Consider the following 25,013-nt stretch of genomic DNA (forward strand, 5'->3'; position numbering starts at 1 on the left):
TAACAATTAAAAAGAAGATTATGATAACAAATATAACAGATGACTTTGATGAAGAAAGTCAAAACCAATTAGATGGATTGCGTTTTTTAGATTTTAGTCAGCTTCAAGAAAATTATAATGGATTGGATGCTCTAGATGATCTTTCAGGTGATACAAGCTTAACTGATATTACTAATGAGATGGCGCTCGCTTCTCCATTAAAAAAACGCAGCTCCTTTTATAAACCAAACTATGTTGATGATGACATAGATTTTCCGAAACTAGTACAATTAATTTTAGGTAAAAAAGATGCCGAGTTTAATTGGAAAAACTATATAGGCCACAAGACAATAACAGTAACACGTAATTATTCCTTTGGTGAAGATGCAAAGTTTGATCGTCAAGCGGGCATTGATACCTCAATTAAAGAAAAAAAGGTGGTTAAAACCGAAGTACCTTTAAGAGAAGAAAACTTATTAGGAGAACATGTTTTAAGGCTAAAGGGACGACTAAACACAGAAGTTAATATTGTAAACATTAAAAAAGATAATGATACAGATTTAACAAATGGGTTAGAGTTTGAGTTTGATTACGAGCGTAGAAAAGTAAGTTACAAGTTGCACTATTATTATGTTGATAGAAAACGCGTGTATGAAAGAAATAATAAAAACAACATTGCCTTCACAATAAGCACATCGTATTATTCAGATTTTGAAGCATTATTGAGATTATGTGAATTAAATTATAGAGAGGATTCAAGCTTTAAAAAAGAAATTTCATCAGCGTTTATTGATGCTATAGCAAAAGTTAATGCATTAGAAAATGCTATACCTAATAGTCCGCAACGACTTAATGCTAAAAAGTTTGGCGAACTAGAATGGCTATATATTAATATACCAACATTTGTAGCGAGAGAACTAGATTTTGATCAAACAGTATTTAATATTTTCCAATTAAACGGATGGGATGGTTCCTCATGGTATTATGATACGACACAATCAATCACAACGATTCTAAGTCGTTTAAACCCTGAAGATGTCTATAGTTATTTTAATAGAAACCCACAAAGCCTCTTAGAATTGTTAGATAATTTTGATGGTGATGCGCTTATAGAGAGCTTCTGCCAATATTTAACTGTGGTTGCACTTCATAAAAAAGGAAAAGGCGCTTTAGATGGAGCAAGAAAATTTAGTTTAAATGAAGACACTCACATAGAATCTAATATTTTATTTGGTGACCCAAGTGGTAAGGTAGAATTAGTAAATGAAAAACAAACACCTATTTTACCTTATCCATATATAGGGATAAACATCTATAATTTTTTTGCAGGAGATGAGGAGATTAACAACCCTAAAAACGAATCTAATTTTTTTCACCCTTTAGATCTTATTTACCTTTCTAGATATGATGAAGAACTAAAAGAAGAGGTAAAGATCCCAACAATTGCATTATATGCTAAATACTTAGGAGATAAAGGCGAATGGGCAGACGTGTTAACAGCAACCTTTGCAGTAATAGACTTAGTAAGTATTGTTTTAAGTGGAGGCGCTTTAGCAGCTGGTGTTAGAGGTGTGGCTCGTGTATTTGCCATAATTGATATTTCAGTAAGCACAATAAACTTGGCATTATTAAGCCCAGAGATTAAAAAAGCACTAAGTAAAACAGAAGCAGGAAAGTGGTTTGTAGCCCATTGGCCATTAATTAGTTTTTGCGTCGGAAGTGGCATGATTTCTGTATATTTAGCAAAGGGTATTTTGAAGTATGGCTCACGAGTAAAAACTCAAATTAAAAACAATGATGCCTTAACCAAAAATATCGACGAATTGCTTGATGAGAGTAAGAAGGTTGTTGATGGTGTGAAAACTAAAAAAACAGCTCAATTTAAACAATTTGTTAAAAAATGGGAAGGAAAGAGTATTACGAACCTTAGTCTTAAAGAAATATCTGAAAATTTAAAAGGGTTTACTCAACAGGCTAATAGAATAGCTAAACTAATAGATGAAGGAAAAATGATTATTAAAATTCTTGACGATACAGAATTTGAAAAACTTTTAATGAAATATGGAGAAACATTAGATGAAGCTAAAGCTACTGAAGCGTTTAATATAGGGGACAGAAACTATTTTAGATCCTCAAAACCAGTTGATGAATTTATGAGCGAAATTGTGCATGAAGGCACTCATACTTTAGATGATATTAATGGGTTTAAAGGTGACGTTTACCAAATAGAAAAACGAGCATTTTTTCATGAGAGAGCTTTTCAGGAAGCGACTCAGATTAATGTTGATTTTAAAGAAATAGACGATCTTTTGAACTTTATTTACACTAACTATTAAAAAAGAAAATTATGAATTTAGAAATTAAAGAGATTATAGATGAGATGATTGAGTTCAGTAAAACACGAGAACCTAAAAAACACATGAAAGATGTTGTTGATAAGTATGGCCAAGCTACTGTTTATTCTTTAAACGGAAAGTTATTGTTATGGCATAAACTAGTGTTTTTAGAACAAGAATTATCTGAGAAATATAATTTGTCAGAACATAAAACATTACAAGAACAATTTGATGGGTTTTTTAAAGTTTTTATAACTATAGGGAGAATTTTTTCGTTTAATAAAACTTATATTGGATGGGCAAATAATATAAGCAAAAACGAACAAGAAGAAATCAGAAATTATATTCACGAAAATTACAAAGCACAAGTTCGAATAAGAAGACATAAGACATAAGGAGCATATAAAATGAACTGTTTATTTCGTGCATATTCGTCCAAATAACAAAAAATAATTAAGCACACATTTTTAATGTGTGCTTTTTTTCTTAACACGAATTATTATAAATTCCCTATACTTAAACACATACCAATATATTATAAAGAGCACGAATTGCAGAGCAAGAATTTCAAATCCCTTGGGTATGATTTGTGGAATGATGCACACAAAGCAACACTAGAGGATTCTAAATTATCAGAATCAGATGCCCTAGGTAATCGAAATTTATATCACCCAAGTATTAAAACAGAAGATTTTTACCCATAAAACGAATAAAAATGAAAATAAAAATATTAGAATTTCTTTTGCAAAACAAAGAAAAAGGAACAACATATAGTAGCCTAATAACTTTAGATAGATATTTAGTTAATGTCAAAGGAGAACAAGAATATGTTGGTTCATTTTTAGTAAATAAAATGAATGAAATAGAAAAACAAAATTTAGTTATACAGAATGATAACGACAAATATGCTATCACTCAAAAGGGAATAAATTACTTAAGTAAAAACTCTGAAGAGTAGTTTTCTGTATATCTGATAACATGGATTACAAATCCATATAAATAATAAGATGATAAAAGCACACATCTTTTAATGTGTGCTTTTTTATTGAGTTATCGTAATTTAGGGCACTAAATACAACCCATGTACCTAGCCTTAGATGTTCACTATAAATCCAACTACGCCAAAAGCGTAGGTCTCACCTTTTTAAATAAAAGCGATAACGAGCCTCAAGAGACACTTATCGAAACTATTGAGCATATCGCGCCTTACCAACCTGGGGAGTTCTACAAACGTGAGTTGCCTTGTTTGCTAGAGGTCATCTCTAAAATAGATCTCAACTGTATTAATGCTATTTTAATAGATGGTCATGTGTATGTGGATAACGACGGTCGGTATGGTTTAGGCGGTTATTTGTATCAAGCCTTAGAAAATAAAACTCCAATTATTGGTATTGCTAAACGTGCGTTTCATGCAAATAAAAACACTGTCAAAGAGGTTTATAGAGGAACAAGCAATAACCCACTTCACATTTCAGCAATTGGTATCGATTTAGACGCTGCAGCACAATTTATCAAAGAGATGCATGGCAATCATAGACATCCAACACTTCTCAAAACACTCGATACCATCACTAAATCAGAATAACAACAAATTACAAAATTTAACACTATGTTTTTGTAAAATGTTTGTATAAGTTATGTAATATGATTATATTTGTATTCGCTTTTCTAACAAGGTTTAACCTTAGTTAATTACAATTCGTGTTAAGTGGAAACTCATAAAATCGAGATATAGCCAATTCTGGTTAAGAAAACAAACAACATAAGATATCTACGGTATAGAGTTTGGTCTACTTAAAATTAATTTAAACATATGTGTAAATTATTATACAGTGTTTCCAAAGGTGAATACATATTGATTCACCTAAATCAATACTATTTTAAATGATGAACATGATTACGAAAGCGCTATCAGAGTATGGCGTTAAGGAAACTGTTGGCTCCAAAGACAACCTTAGAATTTTAAAATACTTTAATGACATTGGTTTTAATGGATCAAAACTTAAAGACGAAACGGCTTGGTGTAGTGCCTTTACCAATTGGGTAGCTAAAACTTCCGGATATGAATATTCAGGCAAGTTAACCGCTAGAAGTTGGTTGCGTATGGGTACATCAACAGCAACGCCAAAAGTAGGTGATATTGTCGTGTTTTGGCGCGAATCACCAAACAGTTGGAAAGGCCATGTTGGCTTCTTCATTAAAGCAACAAAAAACTATGTGTACGTTCTTGGAGGAAACCAGCGAAACATGGTATGCATTAAAGCATATCCGAAACGTAGAGTGTTAGATTATAGACAACTGGCACCTATTAAATAACCTATAAAAACAATAGATATGGAAAAAGTAATCAAATTTTTGTTTTGGTTACTAGCACTCCTATCTCCTGTTAATGCAGTTATGGTAACAATGGTGTTTTTAATCATTGTCGATTTTATTACAGGCGCTTATGCCTCTATTAAAAATCACATACCTATTCGTAGTTCTAGAATTGGACATACCATTTCTAAGTTCTTTATCTACAACCTGGTCATTTTGGCAGCGTTCTTTTTAGAACAATACATTGTCAATGAAGTACCATTTTTAAAGATCATCGCTGGATTTGTCGCTATTACCGAGATCAAATCCATCTTAGAGAACTACAATGCCATCTATGGTGTAAACCCCTTTAAAGCTCTTGTCAACTTAATCAAGTTAACACCACTTAAGGATACCATAGATACCCTTACAGAAGATGATGAATCGAAATCAAAACCCGATTCTGAGTAAAGTAACAAAAACATCCAAAAGCCAATGATATTCTTGGTCTTGTTTCAGGAAACGAAATAGACCAAGAGTGGAGGCTTATCTAAAATAAGCGTTAACGACATTTTAAATCTGCAACAATGAAAACACAATATATATCCTTAGAAAGAACATTACTCTTGATAATCCTAGCAATCGTCATTTTTAATCTACTAGCCAAACAATGTAGCAAAGCAACTCCCAATCTTGAAGAGGTTCCAAAAGTCACTATCGTTAGAGATACGGTTTGGCAAACCAAAGTAGACACCTTTAAAGTACAAACCTTAAAATATCAAACGGTTTATGTAGATCGTGAGGATGTTAGTGTCATTCATGAGAATCTTCCAACAACCAAAGAATCGTCAACATTGCTCAAAGCTAAAGTTTATAAAGACACATTGAGTAATGATGACATTGATATCTTTAGTTACAACCTTGTAGAAGGTAACCTTTTAGACAGTGAGATCTCATACAAATTAAAAGTACCTCGAGAAGTTATAATTACCAAAACCATCGAATATCCAAAAACCTATAGAAGTGGCTTCTATCTTTTTTCTGAAATAGGAGGCAATCAAAACCGTTTTGACAATATAAGTCTTGGCTTGCAATATAACCGAAAAGGAAAATGGTTTATAAGCTACAGAGCAAATCTAAATCAATGGCAACAGCCAACACATAACTTAGGTGTTGGTGTTAGGTTATTTAAATAACAGAGACCAATTCTGAAAACGAAATATATGTCACTTACCGAAATACTAAAAGCACATGCAGATCAATCTGCCGCCAAATACCCAGAAGTCGTAAAACTGATTATGAGTGGCGCTATTGATGAATTATCAGCTTCAGAACTTACGACAAAGGCTTTGAAAACCGGAGATGCTTTTCCTGTGTTTAATTTACCCAATGCCAAAGGTGTTGAGGTGTCTTCAAAAACACTCTTAGAGCAAGGTCCTTTGATTGTTGCGTTTTACAGAGGCGGTTGGTGTCCGTATTGCAATATCGAATTAAGAGCCCTGCAGGATGCTTTACCAGAATTTAAAAACAGAGGCGCACAATTGGTGGCTATAAGTCCAGAAGTGCCTGATAATTCTTTAACTACAGTTGAAAAAAACAATTTAGAATTTGAAGTTCTAACCGATAAGGACAACGGTTTTGCAAGATCTTTAAACTTGGCATATCAATTACCAGAAGATTTAGTAGCTCTGTATGCTAATCGATTTAAAATTGATTTAAATAAAAGCCAGCAAAATGATAATAATGAGCTGCCAATTTCGGCAACATATGTCATAGATCCTTCAGGAAAAATTACCTATCATTTTATTGAAGAAGATTATAAGTTGCGTGCCGATCCTAAAGCAATATTGGAGGCTTTATAAACAAAAAACAAGTACAAGTACCGCTAAGACAAACATTTTAGCTGTATTTTTTAATATATCATGACCTTCAAACCATGACTTAAGTCATATTTTATGCCTAAAGTTTAAAGTAACTTTAATCTTATTTTAAACAGTCAGGTCATGGGAAATTTAAATGTCACTAAACTTTCAACAAAGAAAGACAAGGCAAATTATATCCATCAGCTTACTAAAGACATCGAGGCTTTAGACTATATGATTGAAAACGATATGATTGAAAAGGCGCCAATTCGAATTGGTGCCGAGCAAGAGTTTTGCTTAGTTAATGATGAGTTTTTACCACATCATAATGCGCTCGAGATTCTAAAAGAGATAGACGACGAGCATTTTACCACCGAAATAGGAAACTACAACCTTGAGATCAATCTAGATCCTTTTGAGCTTAAAGACACATGTTTTTCACAACTACATCACCAACTTAAAGAGTTGTTAGGTAAAGCTAAAAGAGCAGCCGAAAAATACAATACAAAAATTGCCCTCACAGGCATTCTTCCTACACTATCGCTTAAACATATAAGCTTGGATAACATGACGCCTATCCAACGTTATTATGTGTTAAATGACGCGATAAAAGAATCTAGAAAACAGGATTTTGATATTCATATTAAAGGTGTTGACGAACTTAATTTACTCCATGACTCCGTAATGCTTGAAGGTTGCAACACGAGTTTTCAAGCACATTTGCAAATTCATCCAGACGATTTCATTAAAAGTTATAATTGGGCACAAGCCATTTCTGGACCTGTGTTAAGCGTATGTACCAATTCGCCTTTACTCTTCGGAAAAGAACTCTGGAGCGAAACACGAATTGCCTTATTTACGCAAAGTGTTGATACCAGAGCGAATTCATTTTTATTAAATGAAAAACAATCTAGAGTCAGTTTTGGAAACAATTGGGAAACAGGAAGCATTACAGATATCTTTAAAGACAACATCTCCAGATTTAGAAGTTTGGTCACGGCCGAATTTGAAAAAGACAGTGTCGAAATGTTAGCTAATGGAGAGATTCCAAAATTGAAAGCCTTATCCTTACATAACGGAACCGTGTATCGTTGGAATCGTGTTTGTTATGGTGTAGGTGGCGGAAAACCACATTTAAGAATCGAAAATAGATACATACCATCAGGACCAACAATGAAAGATGAGATTGCCAACATGATGTTTTGGGTAGGATTAATGGTGGGTCGACGAAAATCTGATGACAACCTCCATGAGACAATGGATTTTAAGGACGCTAAGTCCAACTTTTTTGCTGCAGCCAGATACGGAATGGCCACTCAATTTAATTGGAAAGGGAAAATCATATGTAGCCAAGACTTGATTTTAAATGAACTCTTGCCAATGGCTTACAGAGGGCTTTATAAAATGGGTATTTCTCCTGAAGATGCTGAGAACTATCTTACAGTTATTGTGAATAGAGTGAAGATTCACAATGGATCACAATGGTTAATTAAAAGCTATAGGAATCTTTTAAAATCTAAAAAGCGAAGCGAGGCTTTACAAGTATTAACAGCCAACATGTACCTAAAGCAGGAACATGATTATCCTGTCGCAACATGGGAAGTCTTAGACCAAGATGCGCATACAACATTTGATATTGATAAAAAAGTAGTGCATGTAATGACTTCAGATTTGTTTTCTGTAGATAAAAAAGATAGTCTAGAACTCGTATCTCATATGATGAAATGGAAAAACATTCACCATATGCCTGTAATAAACAGAAAAAAGGATTTGGTTGGCTTGTTGAGTTGGACAGATATTAAAAATCATATTTCTGAAATAGAAGATAGCACGAAATGTGTTCAAAATTTTATGAAAACGGAATTAATTACGATAACCAAAGAGAAATCTATAGAAGACGCAAAGCAACTAATGGAGTCCAATAATATTGGCTGTCTTCCTGTAGTTAAAGGACATAAATTAATAGGCATATTAACATCTAACGACCTCTAGCATATATGGCGAAAGTCTATAGTAAAGCTGCGGATAAAATAATATCTGTGAATCGAATAATTAAGCATATCAAAGGACATCATCAAGGCGGAACCATTGTTTTTTTTGGAGGCATTCACGGCAATGAAACGGCTGGTGTTTTTGCTTTAGAAACCGTTTTAAAAACCTTAGATCGAGATATCATTCACGGCAGCATCTATGGTGTTTCTGGTAATCTTCAAGCGTTAAAAAGCAATCAGCGTTACTTAGACAAGGATCTTAATAGACTTTGGACGAAAGAACAATTAAGAGCCCTTCAGAAGAAAACTAGTTTTAATAGTGAAGAACATGAACAGTTAGAATTGTTTCAATTGTTAGAAGAGATTATAGCATCTAATTCAGGTCCTTTTTATTTTATAGATTTTCATACCACATCCAGTAAAACACTACCATTCATAACAATAAATGATGCCTTGATTAATAGAAAGTTCTCAAAACTATTTCCTGTACCTATAGTTTTAGGCATTGAAGAATATTTAAATGGTCCTCTATTAAGTTATATCAACGAATTGGGTTATGTATCTCTTGGTTTCGAGTCTGGACAACACGACGAAAAAGAGGCTATTGACAATTGCATTTCATTTATATATTTAACCTTAGTCTATGCCGAAATTATAGATCGTATCCACATTGATACCTTTGAAAATTATTACCAGCAACTACAATCTAATGCCCAACAAGTATCAGATATTTTTGAAGTGGTGTATTTACATCAGATACAAAAGGATGAGGTGTTTAAAATGAAAGAAGGGTTTAAAAGCTTTCAAAATATTACTAAAGAAACGGTTTTAGCCACAAGTAATCAAAAAACGATAAAGTCATCATATAATGCGCGATTATTTATGCCGTTGTACCAATCTAAAGGCAGTGAAGGTTTTTTTGTTATTAAAACGATTAAGCCATTTTTTTTGAAGCTTTCTGCCATATTAAGACGTTTAAAATTTGATGGACTCTTGGTAGTTCTACCTGGAATATCATGGGAAAACAACAAAAAAGAAGCGCTTAAAGTGAATTTAAAAGTGGCGAAATTTTTTGCAAAATCTATTTTTCATTTATTAGGCTATCGAAACAAAAAACTAAATGCAAACCACGTGCTACTTTACAATAGAGAGCGTGCTTCAAAATCTAAAGACTATAAAAACGAAATATGGTATTAAAAAGCCTCAGTTATTACTGAGGCTTTTTAATAGTTATGTTATGTCTTTGTTATTCTGAAGCAGGAAATGTATTGTTATCTTTTTTAATATCAGCCATCATACCTTTAGGGTCAATCTGTACAGACTTTACAGTTTTAGAAGCTTCAAAGCTATAAGTTTGGTGTGCCCAAGCCCAATCGGCTTTTACAGTTGCTGAGCTTGGCTTTTGACCACGCATCATACGCAATGGGATGTAATAGTCTTCAGTAGAACCATCAGTATAGGTTACAGTTAAATCGATAGGCATTGGCATTACTCCTATACGCTCTAAAGTAACCGTATTCCCCTCTATACCTTTTACAGCATAATCTATGGTATTGGTTGTTTGTGCAAAATCGATTAAATACCAGTCCAATTCTAATCCCGAAACACGTTCTGCGGTGCGAACCACATCCATTGGTTTTGGGTGCTTAAACGAAAAGTCATCATAGTATTTTTTGATGGTTCGCTTTAAGTTGTCATCACCAATAATATAACCCAATTGTGCAATAAATACAGCACCTTTACTATAGGCCGAAATCCCATAGGCTTGATTGATACTATAGCGATCGGCATGTGTAGTTAAAGGTTGCTCCACTCCCGAATTTGCTAAATACACATAACCTCGATAGGATCCACTTACTGGGTTATCAGCGTTTCGATCCATAACCTCGTTCATGGCTAAAGCTGAAATGTAACTGGTAAACCCTTCGTCCATCCATTCGTGTTTTGCTTCGTTTGTAGCTAATAAAAACTGAAACCAAGTGTGTGCCATTTCGTGTGCCGTGACACCAACTAAGCTTCCATAACTGCGCTCTCCAGTAATAAGTGTACACATGGCATATTCCATTCCGCCATCTCCTCCTTGAATTACAGAATATTGCTCATAAGGATAGTCGCCAATATGCTTGCTAAAATACTGCATGAGTTCAGCTGTTTTTGGTTGCAATTTTTTCCAATTGTCTAGCTTATCTTCTGGCATTGTATTCTGGTAGAAAAAATGCAATAATGGTCCATTAGGAACTTGCATCGTATCATGTATAAAATCTGGATCTGCAGCCCAAGTAAAATCATGAACATTAGGCGCTTTAAAGTGCCATGTAAGTTTTTTTCCTTTATGCTTAACATCGGCATCAGTATAGCCATACCCAATCTCGTCAGCATTTTGAAGATAACCAGTACCTCCAATAATATAATCTTTATCTATAGTGATTTTAACATCAAAGTTTCCCCAAACACCATAAAACTCTCTAGCAATATAGGGATCGGCATGCCAGCCTTCGTCATCGTATTCGGCTAATTTAGGATACCACTGCGTCATAGATAGAGATACACCTTCTTTGTTATTACGACCAGAACGACGGATTTGAACAGGAACTTGTCCGTCAAATTCCATATCAAAATTCACTGTTTCGCCAGGTTGTATAGGAGAACTAAGATTTACAATCATAACAGTACCTTCAATTTCATAGCTTAAAGATTTACCGTTTTGTTGTAACGACTTTACTTTGATATAGCCCATTTCGTCTTCAGTCAATTTCGAGATACGACTTTCAAAAACGGGGTTTTCTTTGGTTCCAATATTTGTGGTCATTCTTCCGTCAGGATCCTGTATACTTTGCAGCCTAGCATCCATTTCACTTCCAGGTTGAAATGCATTGAAGTATAAATGATAGTATACACGGTCTAGTACATCAGGAGAATTATTCGTGTATTTTATGGTTTGTGTTCCCTTAAATTGATAAGATTCTACATCCATATCAATGCTCATAGAATAGTCGGCTTGCTGTTGCCAGAATCCATCTTTCTTATAAGTTATGGTGTTGCTTTGTGCTTCAATTTCCGAAGAAAATAATACAGCACACATACACACTATTGAACCAATTTTAAATTTCATAATTTTTGAGATTTAGTCTTAATTATTTTGAATTCGCCATCTGAGACGCCATAATTAATGCATTGTAAGCATTAACAATTCTTCCTGATGTCGAAATTTCCGAAAGTGATTTCACCTCATTGTTTTCACCTACAGTCACTTTAGCTTTTATAGGAAGTCCAGAATCCATAAGAACTTTCTTTACCTGTGCAGCTGTTAAACTTGGATACTGCGAACGAATTAAAGCTGCAACACCTGCTACATTTGGCGCAGCCATAGATGTTCCACTATTGAGATCATATTCGTTTTCTGGCATTGTTGAATACACATCACTTCCCGGGGCAAATACATCAACATTTACTTTTCCGTAGTTAGAAAAACCAGAGACCATATCAGATCCATAACTTTGTGTTAGTGAACCAACAGTGATAAAATTATCGGCAACTTCAGGTCCAGTACCAACAGCATCGTTAGGGTAGTTTTTAGCCACATCTATATTGGCACTATCATTTCCAGCGGCATGTACAAATAGCACATCTTTTTCAGCAGCATAAACAATAGCATCCCTAACCCATTCACTGTGAGGAGAAAATGATTTTCCAAAACTTGCATTAATAATTTTTGCACCATTATCAGCGGCGTAACGGATCGCTAAAGCAACGTCCTTATCATATTCATCTCCATTAGGCGTAGATCGTATAGCCATTATTTGAACATTGTTTGCCACACCATTCATTCCTTTTCCGTTATTGCGTTCAGCTGCAATAATTCCTGTAACATGTGTTCCATGACTTTCATCTTTCCTCGATGGTCTAGGGTTGTTGTTACCATAACCAGGCTTGTCGTTTAAATCGTTTGGATTATCACCTGTTTTGCGACCTTTTAGGTCTTTATTAAGGTTGGCGTTTAAACGCTCATTAACTTGTTCTTGAATTTTTTTAAGCTCTTTTTTTGCATCAGCCATAGACAGACCATTTTGATTGATGTTTTTAGCAATTTGAGCCGCTTGCATCACATTTTGATCCTCAGATTTTATAGCATTAACATCTTCTATAGTATATTCTGTTTTGTTGAGGTGCTTGGCTAATGTCTCATCGGCATTATTTACCGCTTGTGCAATTTGATCATATTGGGTTTTTCTTCCAACCCATGTTTGGTATTCAGATTCATACTTCTTTTTTGCTTCCTCATATCTATGAGCTGAAGGGTCTCCTGTAGCAACAATTCTTACATATTCTAATTGTTCATCATAAGCGTCACCTAGAAAATTCCAACCGTGAATATCATCAACGTAACCGTTGTTATCGTCATCTTTTCCGTTGTTTGGAATTTCATCTTTGTTGGTCCAAATGACATCATCTAAATCTTCATGATCGATATCTGTACCAGAATCTATAACAGCAACAATAACGGTTTTACCTTTTTTGCCTTTGATAATATCTGTATAAGCTTTATCGACACTCATTCCTGGAATGGTATCTTTTACCAAATCTAGATGTGCCCAAGTATTTTGTTCTGCTTCGGTAAGTTCAGATTCCTTTAGAGGCGATGTATCTATATTTTCTATAGGTGTCGAAAGGACTCCTGTTGTTGATCCACAGCTCCATAAAATAGCTGAAAGGAAAAATGAATAGATTAATGGTTTAATTGTGTATTTCATAGTTTTATTAATTAAAAATATCATTTGTTTTATATGTGTTTTTTAAACGCACACCTTTTTCGGTATGTTGTACTGTGATGATTTCATTATGCGCATCGTGCTCTAAAAATAAATAGAAATTTTGATCTGCTGCTAGATTTAGAAATCGCTCTTTCTCATCTAAGGTTAATAATGGTCTTGTATCATAACCCATTACAAAAGGAATAGGTAAGTGTCCTGCTGTTGGCAATAAATCTGCCATAAAACAAATGGTTTTTCCTTTGTAATTAATCATAGGTATCATTTGTTTTTCTGTATGCCCATTAGCAAAAAAGATGTCAAAACCTAAAGTAGAATTATGTAGGATATCAGTTTCTGGAAGTGCAGTAAACTTGAGATGTCCACTATCTTCCATAGGTAAAATATTTTCTTTTAAAAAAGACGCTTTTTCACGACGATTAGGTTGAGTTGCCCATTTCCAATGGTTTTCATTACTCCAAAAATAGGCGTTTTTAAAAGCGGGCTCGTAGCCTGTTTTATCTTTATTCCATTGAATGCTCCCTCCACAATGATCGAAATGTAAATGTGTCATAAACACATCAGTAATATCATCACGATGAAAACCATGAGCTTTTAGAGAACTATCAATAGAGTCGTTTCCCCAAAGATAGTAGTAGCCATAAAATTTATCACTTTGCTTGTTTCCCATACCTGTATCGATTAAAATTAATCGGTTGCCATCTTCAATAAGCAAACAACGTGCCGCAATATCTATCATGTTATTAGCATCTGCTGGGTTGGTTCGTATCCACAACGATTTAGGAACCACACCAAACATAGCGCCTCCATCGAGTTTAAAATTCCCAGCATTTACGGGATATAAGTTCATGAGTGCAAATTAATAAATAAGATAAACAACACGATAGGTTTTAGCAGATTATTATGAAATCACAGATTTAAGGTGTTTTCAAAAACCTAAAAGCGCTTTAACCTCTTTGGCACTTGCTAAACGTTGCTTACTGAAACATTGAGCGCCTCAGTCTCGTTTTATTGTTTTTTAAGTTGTTAAAATTGATTTACCTTTAGCTTTCAAAAATAGCAACATATGTTAGAATTAGCAGGAATAATTATCTTAGGAATATTAGCACAATGGGTGGCCTGGAAACTAAAAATTCCAGCAATTTTACCGTTGATTTTAATCGGACTCTTAGTTGGTCCAATTGCAGCAGAATTCTTATCTGAAGATGGCGAGAAATGGATAGAACCCGTTTGGAATGGAGAAAAAGGACTCTTTCCTGGTGAAAGCTTGTACTATTTTGTATCTCTTGCTATTAGTATTATTCTTTTTGAAGGCGGTTTAACCCTCAAGCGTTCTGAAGTTAAAAATGTTGGACCTGTGATTACAAAACTTATTACGCTAGGCTCTGCTGTTACCTTTTTTGGCGCTGGAATAATTGCGCATTTTATTTTCAATTTAAGTTGGGACTTGTCTTTTCTGTTTTCGGGATTAATTATTGTAACAGGACCTACTGTAATTACGCCTATTTTGAGAAATATTCCGCTTAAAAAAGACGTTTCAGCAGTTCTTAAATGGGAAGGTATTTTGATTGATCCTATTGGAGCTTTGGTTGCCGTATTGGTCTTTGAATTTATTAGTGTAGAAGGGGATAGCGGGTTTACAAAAACAGCGTTATTAGAGTTTGGTAAAATTATTCTCTTTGGAACGACGTTTGGATTTACTTTTGCTCACGCATTGGCTTTTGCAATCAACAAAAAACTAATTCCGCACTATTTATTGAATGTTGTATCGTTGTCAACCGTTTTATTGGTGTTTGTTGAATCTGAAATTTTCGCTCACGAATCGGGTCTTTTAGCCGTTGTTGTTATGGGAATGGTATTAGGTAACGGAAAACTTGAAAACCTTAAAGAACTGCTATACTTTAAAGAATCACTTAGCGTACTTCTTATTTCTATTTTGTTTATTCTGTTAGCAGCTAATATCAATATTGAAGACATGATGCTGCTTTACACATGGAAAACAGCCGTAATTTTTTTGTTAGTTGTTTTTGTCGTCAGGCCTTTGGCTGTGTTTATAAGTACAGCAGGTTCTAAGTTAAGTTTGAATGAAAAGCTATTTGTGAGTTGGGTAGGACCACGTGGTATTGTTGCTGCAGGTATTGCATCTCTTTTTGGAAGCAAACTTATCAAGCAAGGTGTTGAAGGTGCCGAATATATTACACCGTTGGTGTTTATGATTGTTCTGGGTACGGTTTTATTAAATGCAACTACAGCGCGCTTATTTGCGAAATTAGTGGGTGTCTTCCTTAAAAAATCTAACGGAATTTTAATCGTTGGCGCGTCAAAAGTGTCGAGATTGCTAGGGCATTATCTAGAGTCTAATGGCAGACATGTGGTGCTCATTGATAGCAACCAAAGTAACATTGCTAAAGCAAAAGAATTGGGGTTAGAAGCGTTGAGTACGAATATTTATTCTGAAACGTTGACGGATAATATTGAGTTAAATGACATTGGATACTTGATGGCAATGACTGGAAATTCAGACATTAACAAATACGCCATCAATAAATTTAGTAAGCAGTTTGGTGAGAATGGCTCATTTAGATTGGTGACAGTTGATGAAATGAACAATCCAGAAGACAATCCAAAAGAAGGGTTGTTTTCACATACCGATGACTATAATCGCCTGACAGAATTAACTCGAAAATTCCCGTCCATTCAAGAGATTAAGGTGAGTGATAAAGAACATTATAAAAGCCTTATTGAAATCACTAATAAGGATAAAGATATTATTCCGTTGTTCTTAAAAGATGACCAAGACGAGTTTCACATCATATCCTCTTATAATACCGAAACTGATGAGGTTGGAGAAAACTCCTTGTTGGTATATTTAGGAAAACCTTTTGATATTGAAGAGGTTGCTAATGAAGATTAGAGCTTATGGTAAACCCTCACTTTAACAGATTAAAGCAAGGGTTCTCCACAAATTATGATTATCTATAATTAACCATAAATTTTAAAATTAACACGTTGAACTACTAACGGTTTAATCTTGTCTATCCCATAAGTTTTGGCTATCACCTAAATGATATCTAAAGGTGAACATCGCTGGGTTGCTTTTATTGATCATTGCTGAGATATTGTCTCGTGTGACCTCATTACCATTAGATTCGAATGTTCTGCTTACGAATGATATTACAGGTACTTCAACACCAATAGAAGCCTTATCACACAATCTAAAATTTGCACCAAAATAAAGACTGGCACCATAACCAGTAACGTCTTCATCAAACCCTGAAAAATCTAAATTTCCCGTGTCATAATAGGCACCAGCTCCATAAGTGAGTTGTACTTCATTAAAAGCTGTTATACGATCAAAATACGTGTATTTGGCGCCTACTCTTAATAGACTTTCATCAAAATTATCAGCACTTGAATTATGATAATTTACATAAGCACCAAGATAACCTGCGCCATTTGGATTTCGTTTGTCTTTTGTAATTCTGTGTAAATATTCTGCACCAACACAAAATGATGTTTCGCTATTACCGTCGTTATCGTTCCAGCCAAAACCAGCACTTCCACCAATGGTACTATTTGCCCAGCCAACACCTTCATCAAGTGAGTCAACGACATCATCATATCCAAAATCAACACCTGCAGACCACTTAAGAGGAGTATTACCGTCTTCATCATCTAAGGTGGCTAAATTGTAAAGCCCTTGGGCTTGAATTGTCATAAATCCTCCTAAACACAGTAGGAGTAAGGTTAGTTTTAAATTGTTTGTTTTCATAATATGTGGTTTTTAAAATTGATTATTTACGATTACGACGCCCAAAGGTGTAGACCAATGATAATGCGAGGATGTTATTTTTGTTGATTAACCCAATAGTTGAGTCACTTTTCGTTTCATTACCTTCAGACTTTATGGTTTGTTCTTCATAGGTTAATAAGTTGGTTTGCACCATTAGAGACCATTGTGTAGTTAATAGAATGTGTAAGCCTAGAATTACTCCAGCAGTTAAGACAGTGAGATCATTTTTAAAGCCATCATTAAACTTGTTCTTTCCAAAAGCATATTTTGCAAAAACACCATACTGCAAACGTACTTGCTGGTATTGTTTTGCGAGTATTGACACCATGAGGAGTTTTAATGAAAGGTCTAGTAAGTTCGTATTGAGGAAGTCTCCATTTATACTGCTATAACCTAACCCAAAAGCACCATAAAAGGCGGCGTTTTGAAAGAGCGCTAACCTAAGATAATATTCTGCGTGCATACACCATAAGGTATCGGCATCGGTAAACCCAAAGCCTACACCAAATGCAATCATATTAAGCACAAATGCCACGGCATTTTCTTGCGCTTCATATTGTGTAATACTTTTTGGCGTTAGGGAAGTATCATATTCTATACCGTCGTCAAGAGTGACTTCATAAGTTCTTAAATCGATGGTTGTTTCCGAGGGAATAGAGAACTCATTAAACTGAAGGTCGTTTTCAAAGTAATTTTGTGCATTTAGCTGTGTTGTTGTGCTTGATATGAATAACAACAACACTATTGATAATAAGTGCTTGATTTTCATAAGATGTGAATTGTTGGTTTAGACTAAAGTTATAAGATAGAGCGCTTCAATACTCTAAAATGTGATAACTAACACAAAAAACAACATATTCAACCTAAGGCATTATGCAAGATTGGCCTTATAAGTTCTGGAAAGAGGTATTTCTATATTGGGTTTTAAAAATAAAGCCTTGCTATTTAAAGCGTCAATAAAATTTTTGTTGATGACATATGAACGATGTACACGAACAAAGTTTGGAGGTAAGGTATTGAGTATGTCTTTCAATTTATTGCGGTCTATTATAGTTTTGTCATCTGTAACGAACTCCAGATAATTACCATCAGATTTTATATACTTTAACTTGTCTAGATATATTTTGGACTTGTTGTTTAAAATAACCGCAATTTCTTCTACTTTTTTGGCTATTTGTTCTTTTTCTTCCTCAACGGTTTTGAGACGCTTCATAGAACCAATTAATTTTTGCCCTAAAAAGATGGCTGCTATTGTTGCTAATAGCGCAAATAAGGTCCATTTCCAGAGATTCTTTTCTTTTGTAGAGATAAGCAATTCTTTGGCTTGATTTTCTTGTTTAAGCAGTAGTATTTCTTTGGCTTGTTTTTCTGTTTCAAACTTCGAAGTAATCTCAGCAATACGTTCTCGTTCTTCCAATAAATTAAGTGAATCCTTAACTTTATTTATATCTGTAGAAATGCGTAGTGCATTTTTATAATCACCAGCGTGTTCATATGCTCTATACAGTAGGTCGTTAATTTTTAATTTGAATTGCCGTTTCTGGGAATTCTTAAGTGCTTTATTAAGATATACGATTGCTTGATTATAGTTTTTTAAATTGAAATAAGCTTCTCCGATGTACGCATAGCTTTTGTCTTTGTTGACCACATAATTTATACGCTCCTTTATTTTTACAGACTCAAGATTATATTTGATACTATTATTGTAATCTTCTAGTTCAATATAGCTTTGTGCCATGTTGTAATAAATAATTGCTGCCAATCTAGAGTTACTTTTGTCACTAATTCCTGAAAGCAATTTTTTTGACATGGTTAACTTTTCATTTTCGTCATGAGTCGTGGGTAATATATCCTCTTCATTTTTTGAATGGCTGCCCGCTCCTGAAGCAAGAGATTTATTGTAAAAATAATCTGCTAGGTCATTTCTATTAAGCTTACTATAAATAACACCAATTTGTAAATACGCTTTTTGAAGCCCTTTTTTTATATCACCTTTTTCGTAGTGAATTATTGAGTTAAAGTAATTTTCGAGTGCTAGATCGTAATTTTCCTTTAAGTATTTTATAGACCCATAATTATAATAGGTATCCCCTTTTAGTACTTCGGAAAGTGAATCTAAATGATTGAAGTTATATTCGAAGAGGCGTTCTGCCTCATCATATTTTTTTTGTACTAGAAGGTAGGTGTTCTTGTAAACAATAGATCGTGCAATTAAGTTGACATCATTAAGTATAACACTTTTCTTATAAGCTTTTTCGGCGTAATGAAGTGCACTATCTTGGTTTGTTTTATGAAATTCTTGAGATTTATATAGTAGTGTATCTATTTCAGATTTTGATACTGTTTGAGCAAAACCTAAAAAAGAAATAAATAGCAAAGTACATTGTATGAAGTTTCCCCAATTCCTCATACCTAAAAATACAAAAACGGAAGTAAAGTACTTCCGTTGATGCTATAAATTTTATTTAAATGATTAATCGTTGAGTTTTAAAACAGCCATAAATGCTTGCTGAGGTATTTCAACATTACCTACTTGACGCATTCGTTTTTTTCCTTTTTTCTGTTTTTCTAGAAGTTTACGCTTACGTGAGATGTCTCCACCATAACATTTAGCAGTTACATCCTTACGCAAAGCTTTAATCGTTTCTCTTGCAATGATTTTTGCTCCAATGGCGGCTTGAATAGGAATATCAAACTGTTGTCTTGGGATAAGCTCTTTTAATTTTTCGGTGATTTTCTTTCCAATATTGTAAGCGTTATCAGCGTGTATTAATGCCGATAATGCATCAACAGTTTGTGCATTTAATAGAATGTCTACACGAACTAATTTAGACGCTCGCATTCCAATTGGTGAATAATCAAAAGACGCATAACCTTTAGAAACGGTTTTCAAACGGTCGTAAAAATCAAATACAATTTCTGCTAAAGGCATGTCAAAATTTAATTCAACACGCTCTGTGGTTAAATATGTTTGATTAGTGATAATACCTCGTTTTTCAATACAAAGTGACATAACATTACCTACAAAATCTGCTTTTGTAATAATGGTAGCTTTAATGTATGGTTCTTCAACACGATTTAAGGTTGAAGGTTCTGGTAGGTCAGAAGGATTATTTACTATAACAATCTCATCGGGATGTTTATTGGTGTAAGCATGGTAAGACACATTAGGAACCGTTGTAATAACAGTCATATCAAATTCACGCTCTAAACGTTCTTGGATAATTTCCATATGAAGCATTCCTAAGAAACCACAACGAAAACCAAAGCCTAAAGCAGCAGAACTTTCAGGTGTAAATACTAGTGAAGCATCATTGAGTTGAAGTTTTTCCATTGACGCACGAAGCTCTTCATAATCTTCGGTATCAACAGGGTAAATCCCAGCAAAGACCATTGGCTTTACATCCTCAAACCCACCAATAGCATTAGTTGTTGGGTTTTTCGCATCTGTAATGGTATCACCAACTTTAACCTCTTTTGCCTCTTTAATTCCTGTAATAACATAACCTACATCTCCAGCTTTAATTTCTTGTCTAGGAAATTGCTTTAACTTTAATGTTCCTACTTCATCGGCACCATATGTTTTTCCAGTCGCTATAAATTTAATTTGTTGGTTTTTCTTTATAGAACCATTAATAACTCTAAAGTAGGTTTCAACACCTCTAAATGGGTTATAAACCGAGTCAAAAATCAACGCTTGGAGCGGTTCATCGACGTTGCCTTCTGGAGCAGGAATACGCTCAATAATAGCTTTTAATATATTATCAACACCAAAACCTGTTTTTCCACTAGCGTGAATAACCTCTTCTGGCTCGCAACCTAAAAGGTCTACAATGTCGTCTGTTACTTCTTCTGGATTTGCACTTGGTAAATCCACTTTATTTAAAACAGGTATGATTTCTAAATCATTTTCTAGAGCTAAGTATAAATTAGAAATGGTTTGTGCTTGTATACTTTGAGCCGCATCAACAATAAGCAAAGCACCTTCACAAGCTGCGATAGATCGAGATACTTCATATGAAAAGTCAACATGTCCTGGAGTATCTATAAGATTAAGGACATACTCTTGATCTTCAAATGTATATTCCATTTGAATGGCATGTGATTTTATTGTAATACCACGCTCTCGCTCTAAATCCATATTATCTAAAAGCTGGTCCTGTTTTTCTCGAGCAGTCACAGTACCTGTATAATCGAGTAAACGATCAGCAAGCGTGCTTTTTCCGTGGTCAATATGCGCAATAATGCAAAAATTTCTAATGTGCTTCATAACATCCTAATTCATCTCAATAAAGATTTGCAAATATAATTGATTTATTATGCATAAAACGGTATAAATGTTTACAAAAACCTTAATAAGTGTGGAAAATCCGTAAAAAGGATTAAAAAACAAATGTTATCTTGCAGGCAAAACCCTGACTAATTTGAAATCCCTACTCAATATTCTAATACTTTGCGTATGCTCTTTTTTGAGCTATGGGCAAAATCTATCCATATCAGGAGTAGTTGTAGACGACAGGAATGCACCTATAGAATTTGCTAACGTTATTTTGTTTAACGAAGAAGAAAGCGAAATTTTAAAAGGGTCTTCAACAGACAGTAATGGCAACTTTAGTTTAACTAACCTAGAGCCTAATACATACATCATCAAAATAAGTTTTATTGGTTTTAATAATTACCAACAAAAGATTGTTCTCAGCGGAAATTTAGACTTAAGATCAATTAGGCTTGCTGAGAGTGTAGAGAGTTTAGATCAAATAAATATCACAGTAAAAAAACCAACACTAACACGTGAGGCGGATCGCCTAATTTTTAATGTCGAAAACACAGCTTTAATTGAAGGGAATATGTTGGATGTATTAAAAAGCACGCCAGGTGTTTTAGTCCTTGGTGATGAGATAACGATTAAAAATACAAGTCCGACGGTATATATCAATAACAGAAAAGTGCATTTGTCCTCTGAAGACTTGAACCAGCTCCTAGAAGGGTCATCTGCAAATGCTATAAAATCGGTTGAGGTGATTACAAACCCTTCAGCACGATATGATGCAGAAAGCGGCGTTGTTTTAAATATCGTTATGAGTAAAAATCTCATTACTGGCTATAGAGGAAATGTCTCTACGAAATATACACAAGGAGTTTTCCCAAGATATAATGCAGGAACTAGTCATTTTTTTAAAAACAAAAGCCTCAGTTTTAACATTAACTATGATTATACTAAAAGTAAAATAAATAGAGATGGTGATGATGTTGTGAATTACTTAGATAACACAAACATAGTCGATGAGAGTTGGCAATCTATTACTAACAGAAACACATGGTCTGAAACACACAGTCTAAATGCTAATTTTGACTATTTTATTGATGACAATAATACATTGAGCTTATCAACTAACACGTTGTTTGTACCATATTTTAAATATGAAATTACCAATAACACAACAATTAGAGATAACAACAATGCTTTTTTATCGAGATTTACAGCAAATAACTTATCTAGAGATGATAAATATAATTTGGGTTTTGATTTAGATTTTAACCACAACTTCACAAAAGGGCAATTAGCATTTAATTCCCACTTTACTTCATATAATTATGAAAGAAATCAAGGGGTTTTAAGTAACTTTTTTGATATTAATAATGATTTTCAAAATGCATCAGCATTTAATACAAGTGCTAATCAGGACACACAAATTTTTGCAGCAAAATTAGATTACAGCTTACCATTGAGTGAGAATTCAACTTTTGAAACAGGAATTAAAATGTCTAATATAAAAACCGAGAGTGATATCACGCAGTTTGATGTTGACATTAGCACAGGTGCAGAAACTATTGATATGCAAAATTCGGATGCTTTTGATTATGATGAACGTATTTATGCTGGATATATTAACTATTCTTCCACTACCGAAAAATATAATTTCAATGTTGGACTAAGAGCTGAACAAACTGATGTTGATGGGCAATCACCATTAACTAATGTATCTAATATGCAAAACTACTTAGAATTGTTTCCTAATTTGAGTTTTCAATATAACATTTCTGATGGATACAACGCCTATGTAAATTATAAGCGAAGTATTACTAGACCAAGTTATACCGATTTAAATCCGTTTCGCTTTTTCCTAAATGATAATTATGTGGTCACTGGAAACCCTAATCTCGTACCAAGATTTTTAGATCATTATGTGATTGGTGCGACTTTATTTGATCTGGTAACTATTGAGGCCTATTATGACAATTATGATGGTGCTATTTCTGAAATCCCTAGACAAGACAATACAAACAATATTATTGAGTATACTTCGGTTAACTTCGATAAAACAATTGAGTATGGTTTCGATTTTTCAATCGATTTTAATATCACCGAACACTGGAATACCTATTTCGTTACGTCATTCTATAATATTGAAGAAGAAACCAATTTTGGTAATGGGCTTGTTAATCAGAGTCAGTGGTCTAATTATTCAAACATTACCAATACGATATCTTTTCTAGAAGACCGAAGTCTTAATGTGTTTTTAGATGTGATATGGATTGGCAAGAACCTTCAAGCATTTCAGATTGTTGAAGATCGATTATTTAGTCAGATTGCTATCTCAAAAACACTATTTAAAAAGCAAGGGACGATCACACTCAGCGCTGGAGATTTATTTAATATGCAAGATGAAAAATCGCGCGTGAGATATCAAAACCAATTTAATTTTAGTCGATCTGATATCGATAATCGCTATGTGACTTTAGGGTTTAGATACAAATTTGGAAACACCAAGTTAGAAACCAATCAAAGAAAAATAGATCGCGAAGAACGTGATCGATTAAATAAAGAAGGAAATTAATGAATAATTAGTCCTGCCACTCTGCTATAAATAGATTGGTGTCTCGTCCACCACCATTGTTGCGATTAGACGAAAACGCTAAATACTTACCATCATTAGAAAACACAGGAAAGGCATCAAAAGTTTCACCATGTGTTACACGCTCAAGATTTCTTCCATCAATATCTATCAAGTATAAGTTGAATGGAAACCCACGCTCTGCTTCAAAATTAGAAGAGAATAAAATTTTCTCTCCTGAAGGATGAAAAAACGGACTCCAATTGGCATTGCCTAAATCGGTTAATTGGCGAAGATCACTACCATCAGCATTACAAATATATAACTCCATTTCGGTAGGTTCAACTAAACCTTCAGCTAACAAATCTTTATAAGCTTTAATTTCTTCTTCTGTTTTTGGACGCGAAGAACGGAAAATTAATTTTGTTCCGTCTGGAGAAAAGAAAGCGCCACCATCATACCCCAACTCATTAGTAATTTGCTTTACATCAGTGCCATCAATGTTCATCGTGTACAATTCTAAATCACCGCTTCTAGTTGAAGTAAATACGATTTTATCACCCTTTGGAGATACTGTTGGCTCTGCATCATAGCCTATTTCATTAGTTAGTTGCTTTACTATATTACCTTCTAAATCGGCAACAAAAATATCATAACTGTCATAGATTGGCCAGATGTATTTTCCATTTTTACGCAATGGAGTATCTGGACAAGCGTCGTCACCTAAATGTGTAGAAGCGTAAATAATGTGCTTGTTGTCTGGTAAAAAGTAAGAGCAAGTTGTACGCCCTTTACCTGTGCTTATCATTGGAGGCGCCACACTATCCATGAATGTCTCATTTACATTCATTAAGAACATTTGATCGCAACCAACATTCCAAGCTTTATTGTTAGATTGAAATACGATTTGTTTGTCGTCAAAACTCCAATAAGCTTCAGCATTATCACCTCCAAAAGTAACTTGTCTAATTGATTTGAAGTGTTTTTCCCCAGGATATATCAACGAGTCTTTTGAGGTACCAGAAACTTCGGTTTGCGTTTCTTTTTCTGCTTCAGAAGTCGTTTTAGAATCGTTTTTACAATTAAAAAATAAAACTCCTAATATTAAAATGTATGCGTATTTCATATGACAATTATTAACTAAATTTGTGC

20 protein-coding genes are annotated in these 25,013 nt (G+C 34.1%); 12 read left to right on the top strand and 8 right to left on the bottom strand.

Going from position 1 to position 25,013, the window contains the following annotated elements:
- Window positions 1-20 precede the first annotated feature (20 nt).
- The 10 genes from KWG70_RS03610 (at window position 21) to KWG70_RS03655 (ending at window position 9,660) form a co-directional block, all read left to right on the top strand.
- Window positions 21-2,315 carry a hypothetical protein gene (locus KWG70_RS03610; protein ID WP_230934633.1) on the top strand — a complete coding sequence of 765 codons (2,295 nt, stop codon included), beginning with the start codon at window positions 21-23 and terminating at the stop codon, window positions 2,313-2,315.
- A gap of 11 nt (window positions 2,316-2,326) precedes the next feature.
- Window positions 2,327-2,710, top strand: coding sequence for a hypothetical protein (locus tag KWG70_RS03615; RefSeq protein ID WP_230934634.1), 384 nt, complete (start codon window positions 2,327-2,329; stop codon window positions 2,708-2,710).
- A 320-nt stretch (window positions 2,711-3,030) separates the two neighbouring features.
- Window positions 3,031-3,273 (top strand): hypothetical protein, encoded by a 243-nt coding sequence (locus tag KWG70_RS03620; protein ID WP_230934635.1) that lies wholly within the window; start codon window positions 3,031-3,033, stop codon window positions 3,271-3,273.
- A gap of 123 nt (window positions 3,274-3,396) precedes the next feature.
- Window positions 3,397-3,900 (top strand): endonuclease V, encoded by a 504-nt coding sequence (locus KWG70_RS03625; protein WP_230934636.1) that lies wholly within the window; start codon window positions 3,397-3,399, stop codon window positions 3,898-3,900.
- A 308-nt stretch (window positions 3,901-4,208) separates the two neighbouring features.
- Complete coding sequence (locus tag KWG70_RS03630; RefSeq protein WP_317206743.1) at window positions 4,209-4,631, top strand: TIGR02594 family protein; 423 nt, start codon at window positions 4,209-4,211, stop codon at window positions 4,629-4,631.
- Between the two features lie 18 nt (window positions 4,632-4,649).
- Window positions 4,650-5,081 carry a phage holin family protein gene (locus KWG70_RS03635; protein WP_230934637.1) on the top strand — a complete coding sequence of 144 codons (432 nt, stop codon included), beginning with the start codon at window positions 4,650-4,652 and terminating at the stop codon, window positions 5,079-5,081.
- A 116-nt stretch (window positions 5,082-5,197) separates the two neighbouring features.
- Window positions 5,198-5,806: a hypothetical protein gene (locus KWG70_RS03640; RefSeq protein ID WP_230934638.1), complete on the top strand. Its 609-nt coding sequence runs from the start codon at window positions 5,198-5,200 to the stop codon at window positions 5,804-5,806.
- Between the two features lie 27 nt (window positions 5,807-5,833).
- Window positions 5,834-6,472 (top strand): peroxiredoxin-like family protein, encoded by a 639-nt coding sequence (locus KWG70_RS03645; RefSeq protein ID WP_230934639.1) that lies wholly within the window; start codon window positions 5,834-5,836, stop codon window positions 6,470-6,472.
- A gap of 141 nt (window positions 6,473-6,613) precedes the next feature.
- Window positions 6,614-8,464, top strand: coding sequence for a CBS domain-containing protein (locus KWG70_RS03650; protein WP_230934640.1), 1,851 nt, complete (start codon window positions 6,614-6,616; stop codon window positions 8,462-8,464).
- A gap of 47 nt (window positions 8,465-8,511) precedes the next feature.
- Window positions 8,512-9,660 carry a succinylglutamate desuccinylase/aspartoacylase family protein gene (locus KWG70_RS03655; RefSeq protein WP_230934641.1) on the top strand — a complete coding sequence of 383 codons (1,149 nt, stop codon included), beginning with the start codon at window positions 8,512-8,514 and terminating at the stop codon, window positions 9,658-9,660.
- A 49-nt stretch (window positions 9,661-9,709) separates the two neighbouring features.
- On the opposite strand, the gene KWG70_RS03660 is transcribed toward KWG70_RS03655, so the two are convergent.
- Genes KWG70_RS03660 through KWG70_RS03670 form a run of 3 tightly spaced genes read right to left on the bottom strand, consistent with a single transcriptional unit; the run spans window position 9,710 to window position 14,082 of the window.
- Window positions 9,710-11,575: a M1 family metallopeptidase gene (locus KWG70_RS03660; RefSeq protein ID WP_230934642.1), complete on the bottom strand. Its 1,866-nt coding sequence runs from the start codon at window positions 11,573-11,575 to the stop codon at window positions 9,710-9,712.
- Window positions 11,576-11,597: 22 nt separating this feature from the next.
- Entirely contained in the window at window positions 11,598-13,214 is a 1,617-nt protein-coding gene (locus KWG70_RS03665; protein WP_230934643.1) for a S8 family peptidase, read from the bottom strand.
- A gap of 7 nt (window positions 13,215-13,221) precedes the next feature.
- Window positions 13,222-14,082, bottom strand: coding sequence for an MBL fold metallo-hydrolase (locus tag KWG70_RS03670; RefSeq protein ID WP_230934644.1), 861 nt, complete (start codon window positions 14,080-14,082; stop codon window positions 13,222-13,224).
- Between the two features lie 216 nt (window positions 14,083-14,298).
- Between KWG70_RS03670 and KWG70_RS03675 the strand changes: the two genes are divergently transcribed.
- Entirely contained in the window at window positions 14,299-16,146 is a 1,848-nt protein-coding gene (locus tag KWG70_RS03675; protein ID WP_230934645.1) for a cation:proton antiporter, read from the top strand.
- Window positions 16,147-16,257: 111 nt separating this feature from the next.
- On the opposite strand, the gene KWG70_RS03680 is transcribed toward KWG70_RS03675, so the two are convergent.
- From KWG70_RS03680 to lepA, 4 genes are all read right to left on the bottom strand, one after another.
- Window positions 16,258-17,004: a hypothetical protein gene (locus KWG70_RS03680; RefSeq protein WP_230934646.1), complete on the bottom strand. Its 747-nt coding sequence runs from the start codon at window positions 17,002-17,004 to the stop codon at window positions 16,258-16,260.
- A 22-nt stretch (window positions 17,005-17,026) separates the two neighbouring features.
- A complete protein-coding gene (locus tag KWG70_RS03685; RefSeq protein ID WP_230934647.1) occupies window positions 17,027-17,794 on the bottom strand; it encodes a hypothetical protein in 768 nt (255 codons plus the stop codon).
- A 102-nt stretch (window positions 17,795-17,896) separates the two neighbouring features.
- Window positions 17,897-19,402, bottom strand: a complete 1,506-nt coding sequence (locus KWG70_RS03690; protein ID WP_230934648.1) for a LytTR family transcriptional regulator — start codon at window positions 19,400-19,402, stop codon at window positions 17,897-17,899.
- 96 nt (window positions 19,403-19,498) lie between these two features.
- Window positions 19,499-21,295, bottom strand: a complete 1,797-nt coding sequence (gene lepA, locus KWG70_RS03695; protein WP_230934649.1) for a translation elongation factor 4 — start codon at window positions 21,293-21,295, stop codon at window positions 19,499-19,501.
- A 154-nt stretch (window positions 21,296-21,449) separates the two neighbouring features.
- Here lepA and KWG70_RS03700 point away from each other — a divergent pair, with 154 nt between their 5' ends.
- Window positions 21,450-23,864: a TonB-dependent receptor domain-containing protein gene (locus KWG70_RS03700; protein WP_230934650.1), complete on the top strand. Its 2,415-nt coding sequence runs from the start codon at window positions 21,450-21,452 to the stop codon at window positions 23,862-23,864.
- 7 nt (window positions 23,865-23,871) lie between these two features.
- Here the strand turns inward: KWG70_RS03700 and KWG70_RS03705 are convergent, their stop codons facing one another.
- Complete coding sequence (locus KWG70_RS03705; RefSeq protein ID WP_230934651.1) at window positions 23,872-24,987, bottom strand: TolB family protein; 1,116 nt, start codon at window positions 24,985-24,987, stop codon at window positions 23,872-23,874.
- Window positions 24,988-25,013: the final 26 nt, after the last annotated feature.

Origin of the sequence: Psychroserpens luteolus, assembly GCF_021032705.1 — a bacterium.
In the GTDB taxonomy this organism is placed as follows: domain Bacteria; phylum Bacteroidota; class Bacteroidia; order Flavobacteriales; family Flavobacteriaceae; genus Psychroserpens; species Psychroserpens luteolus.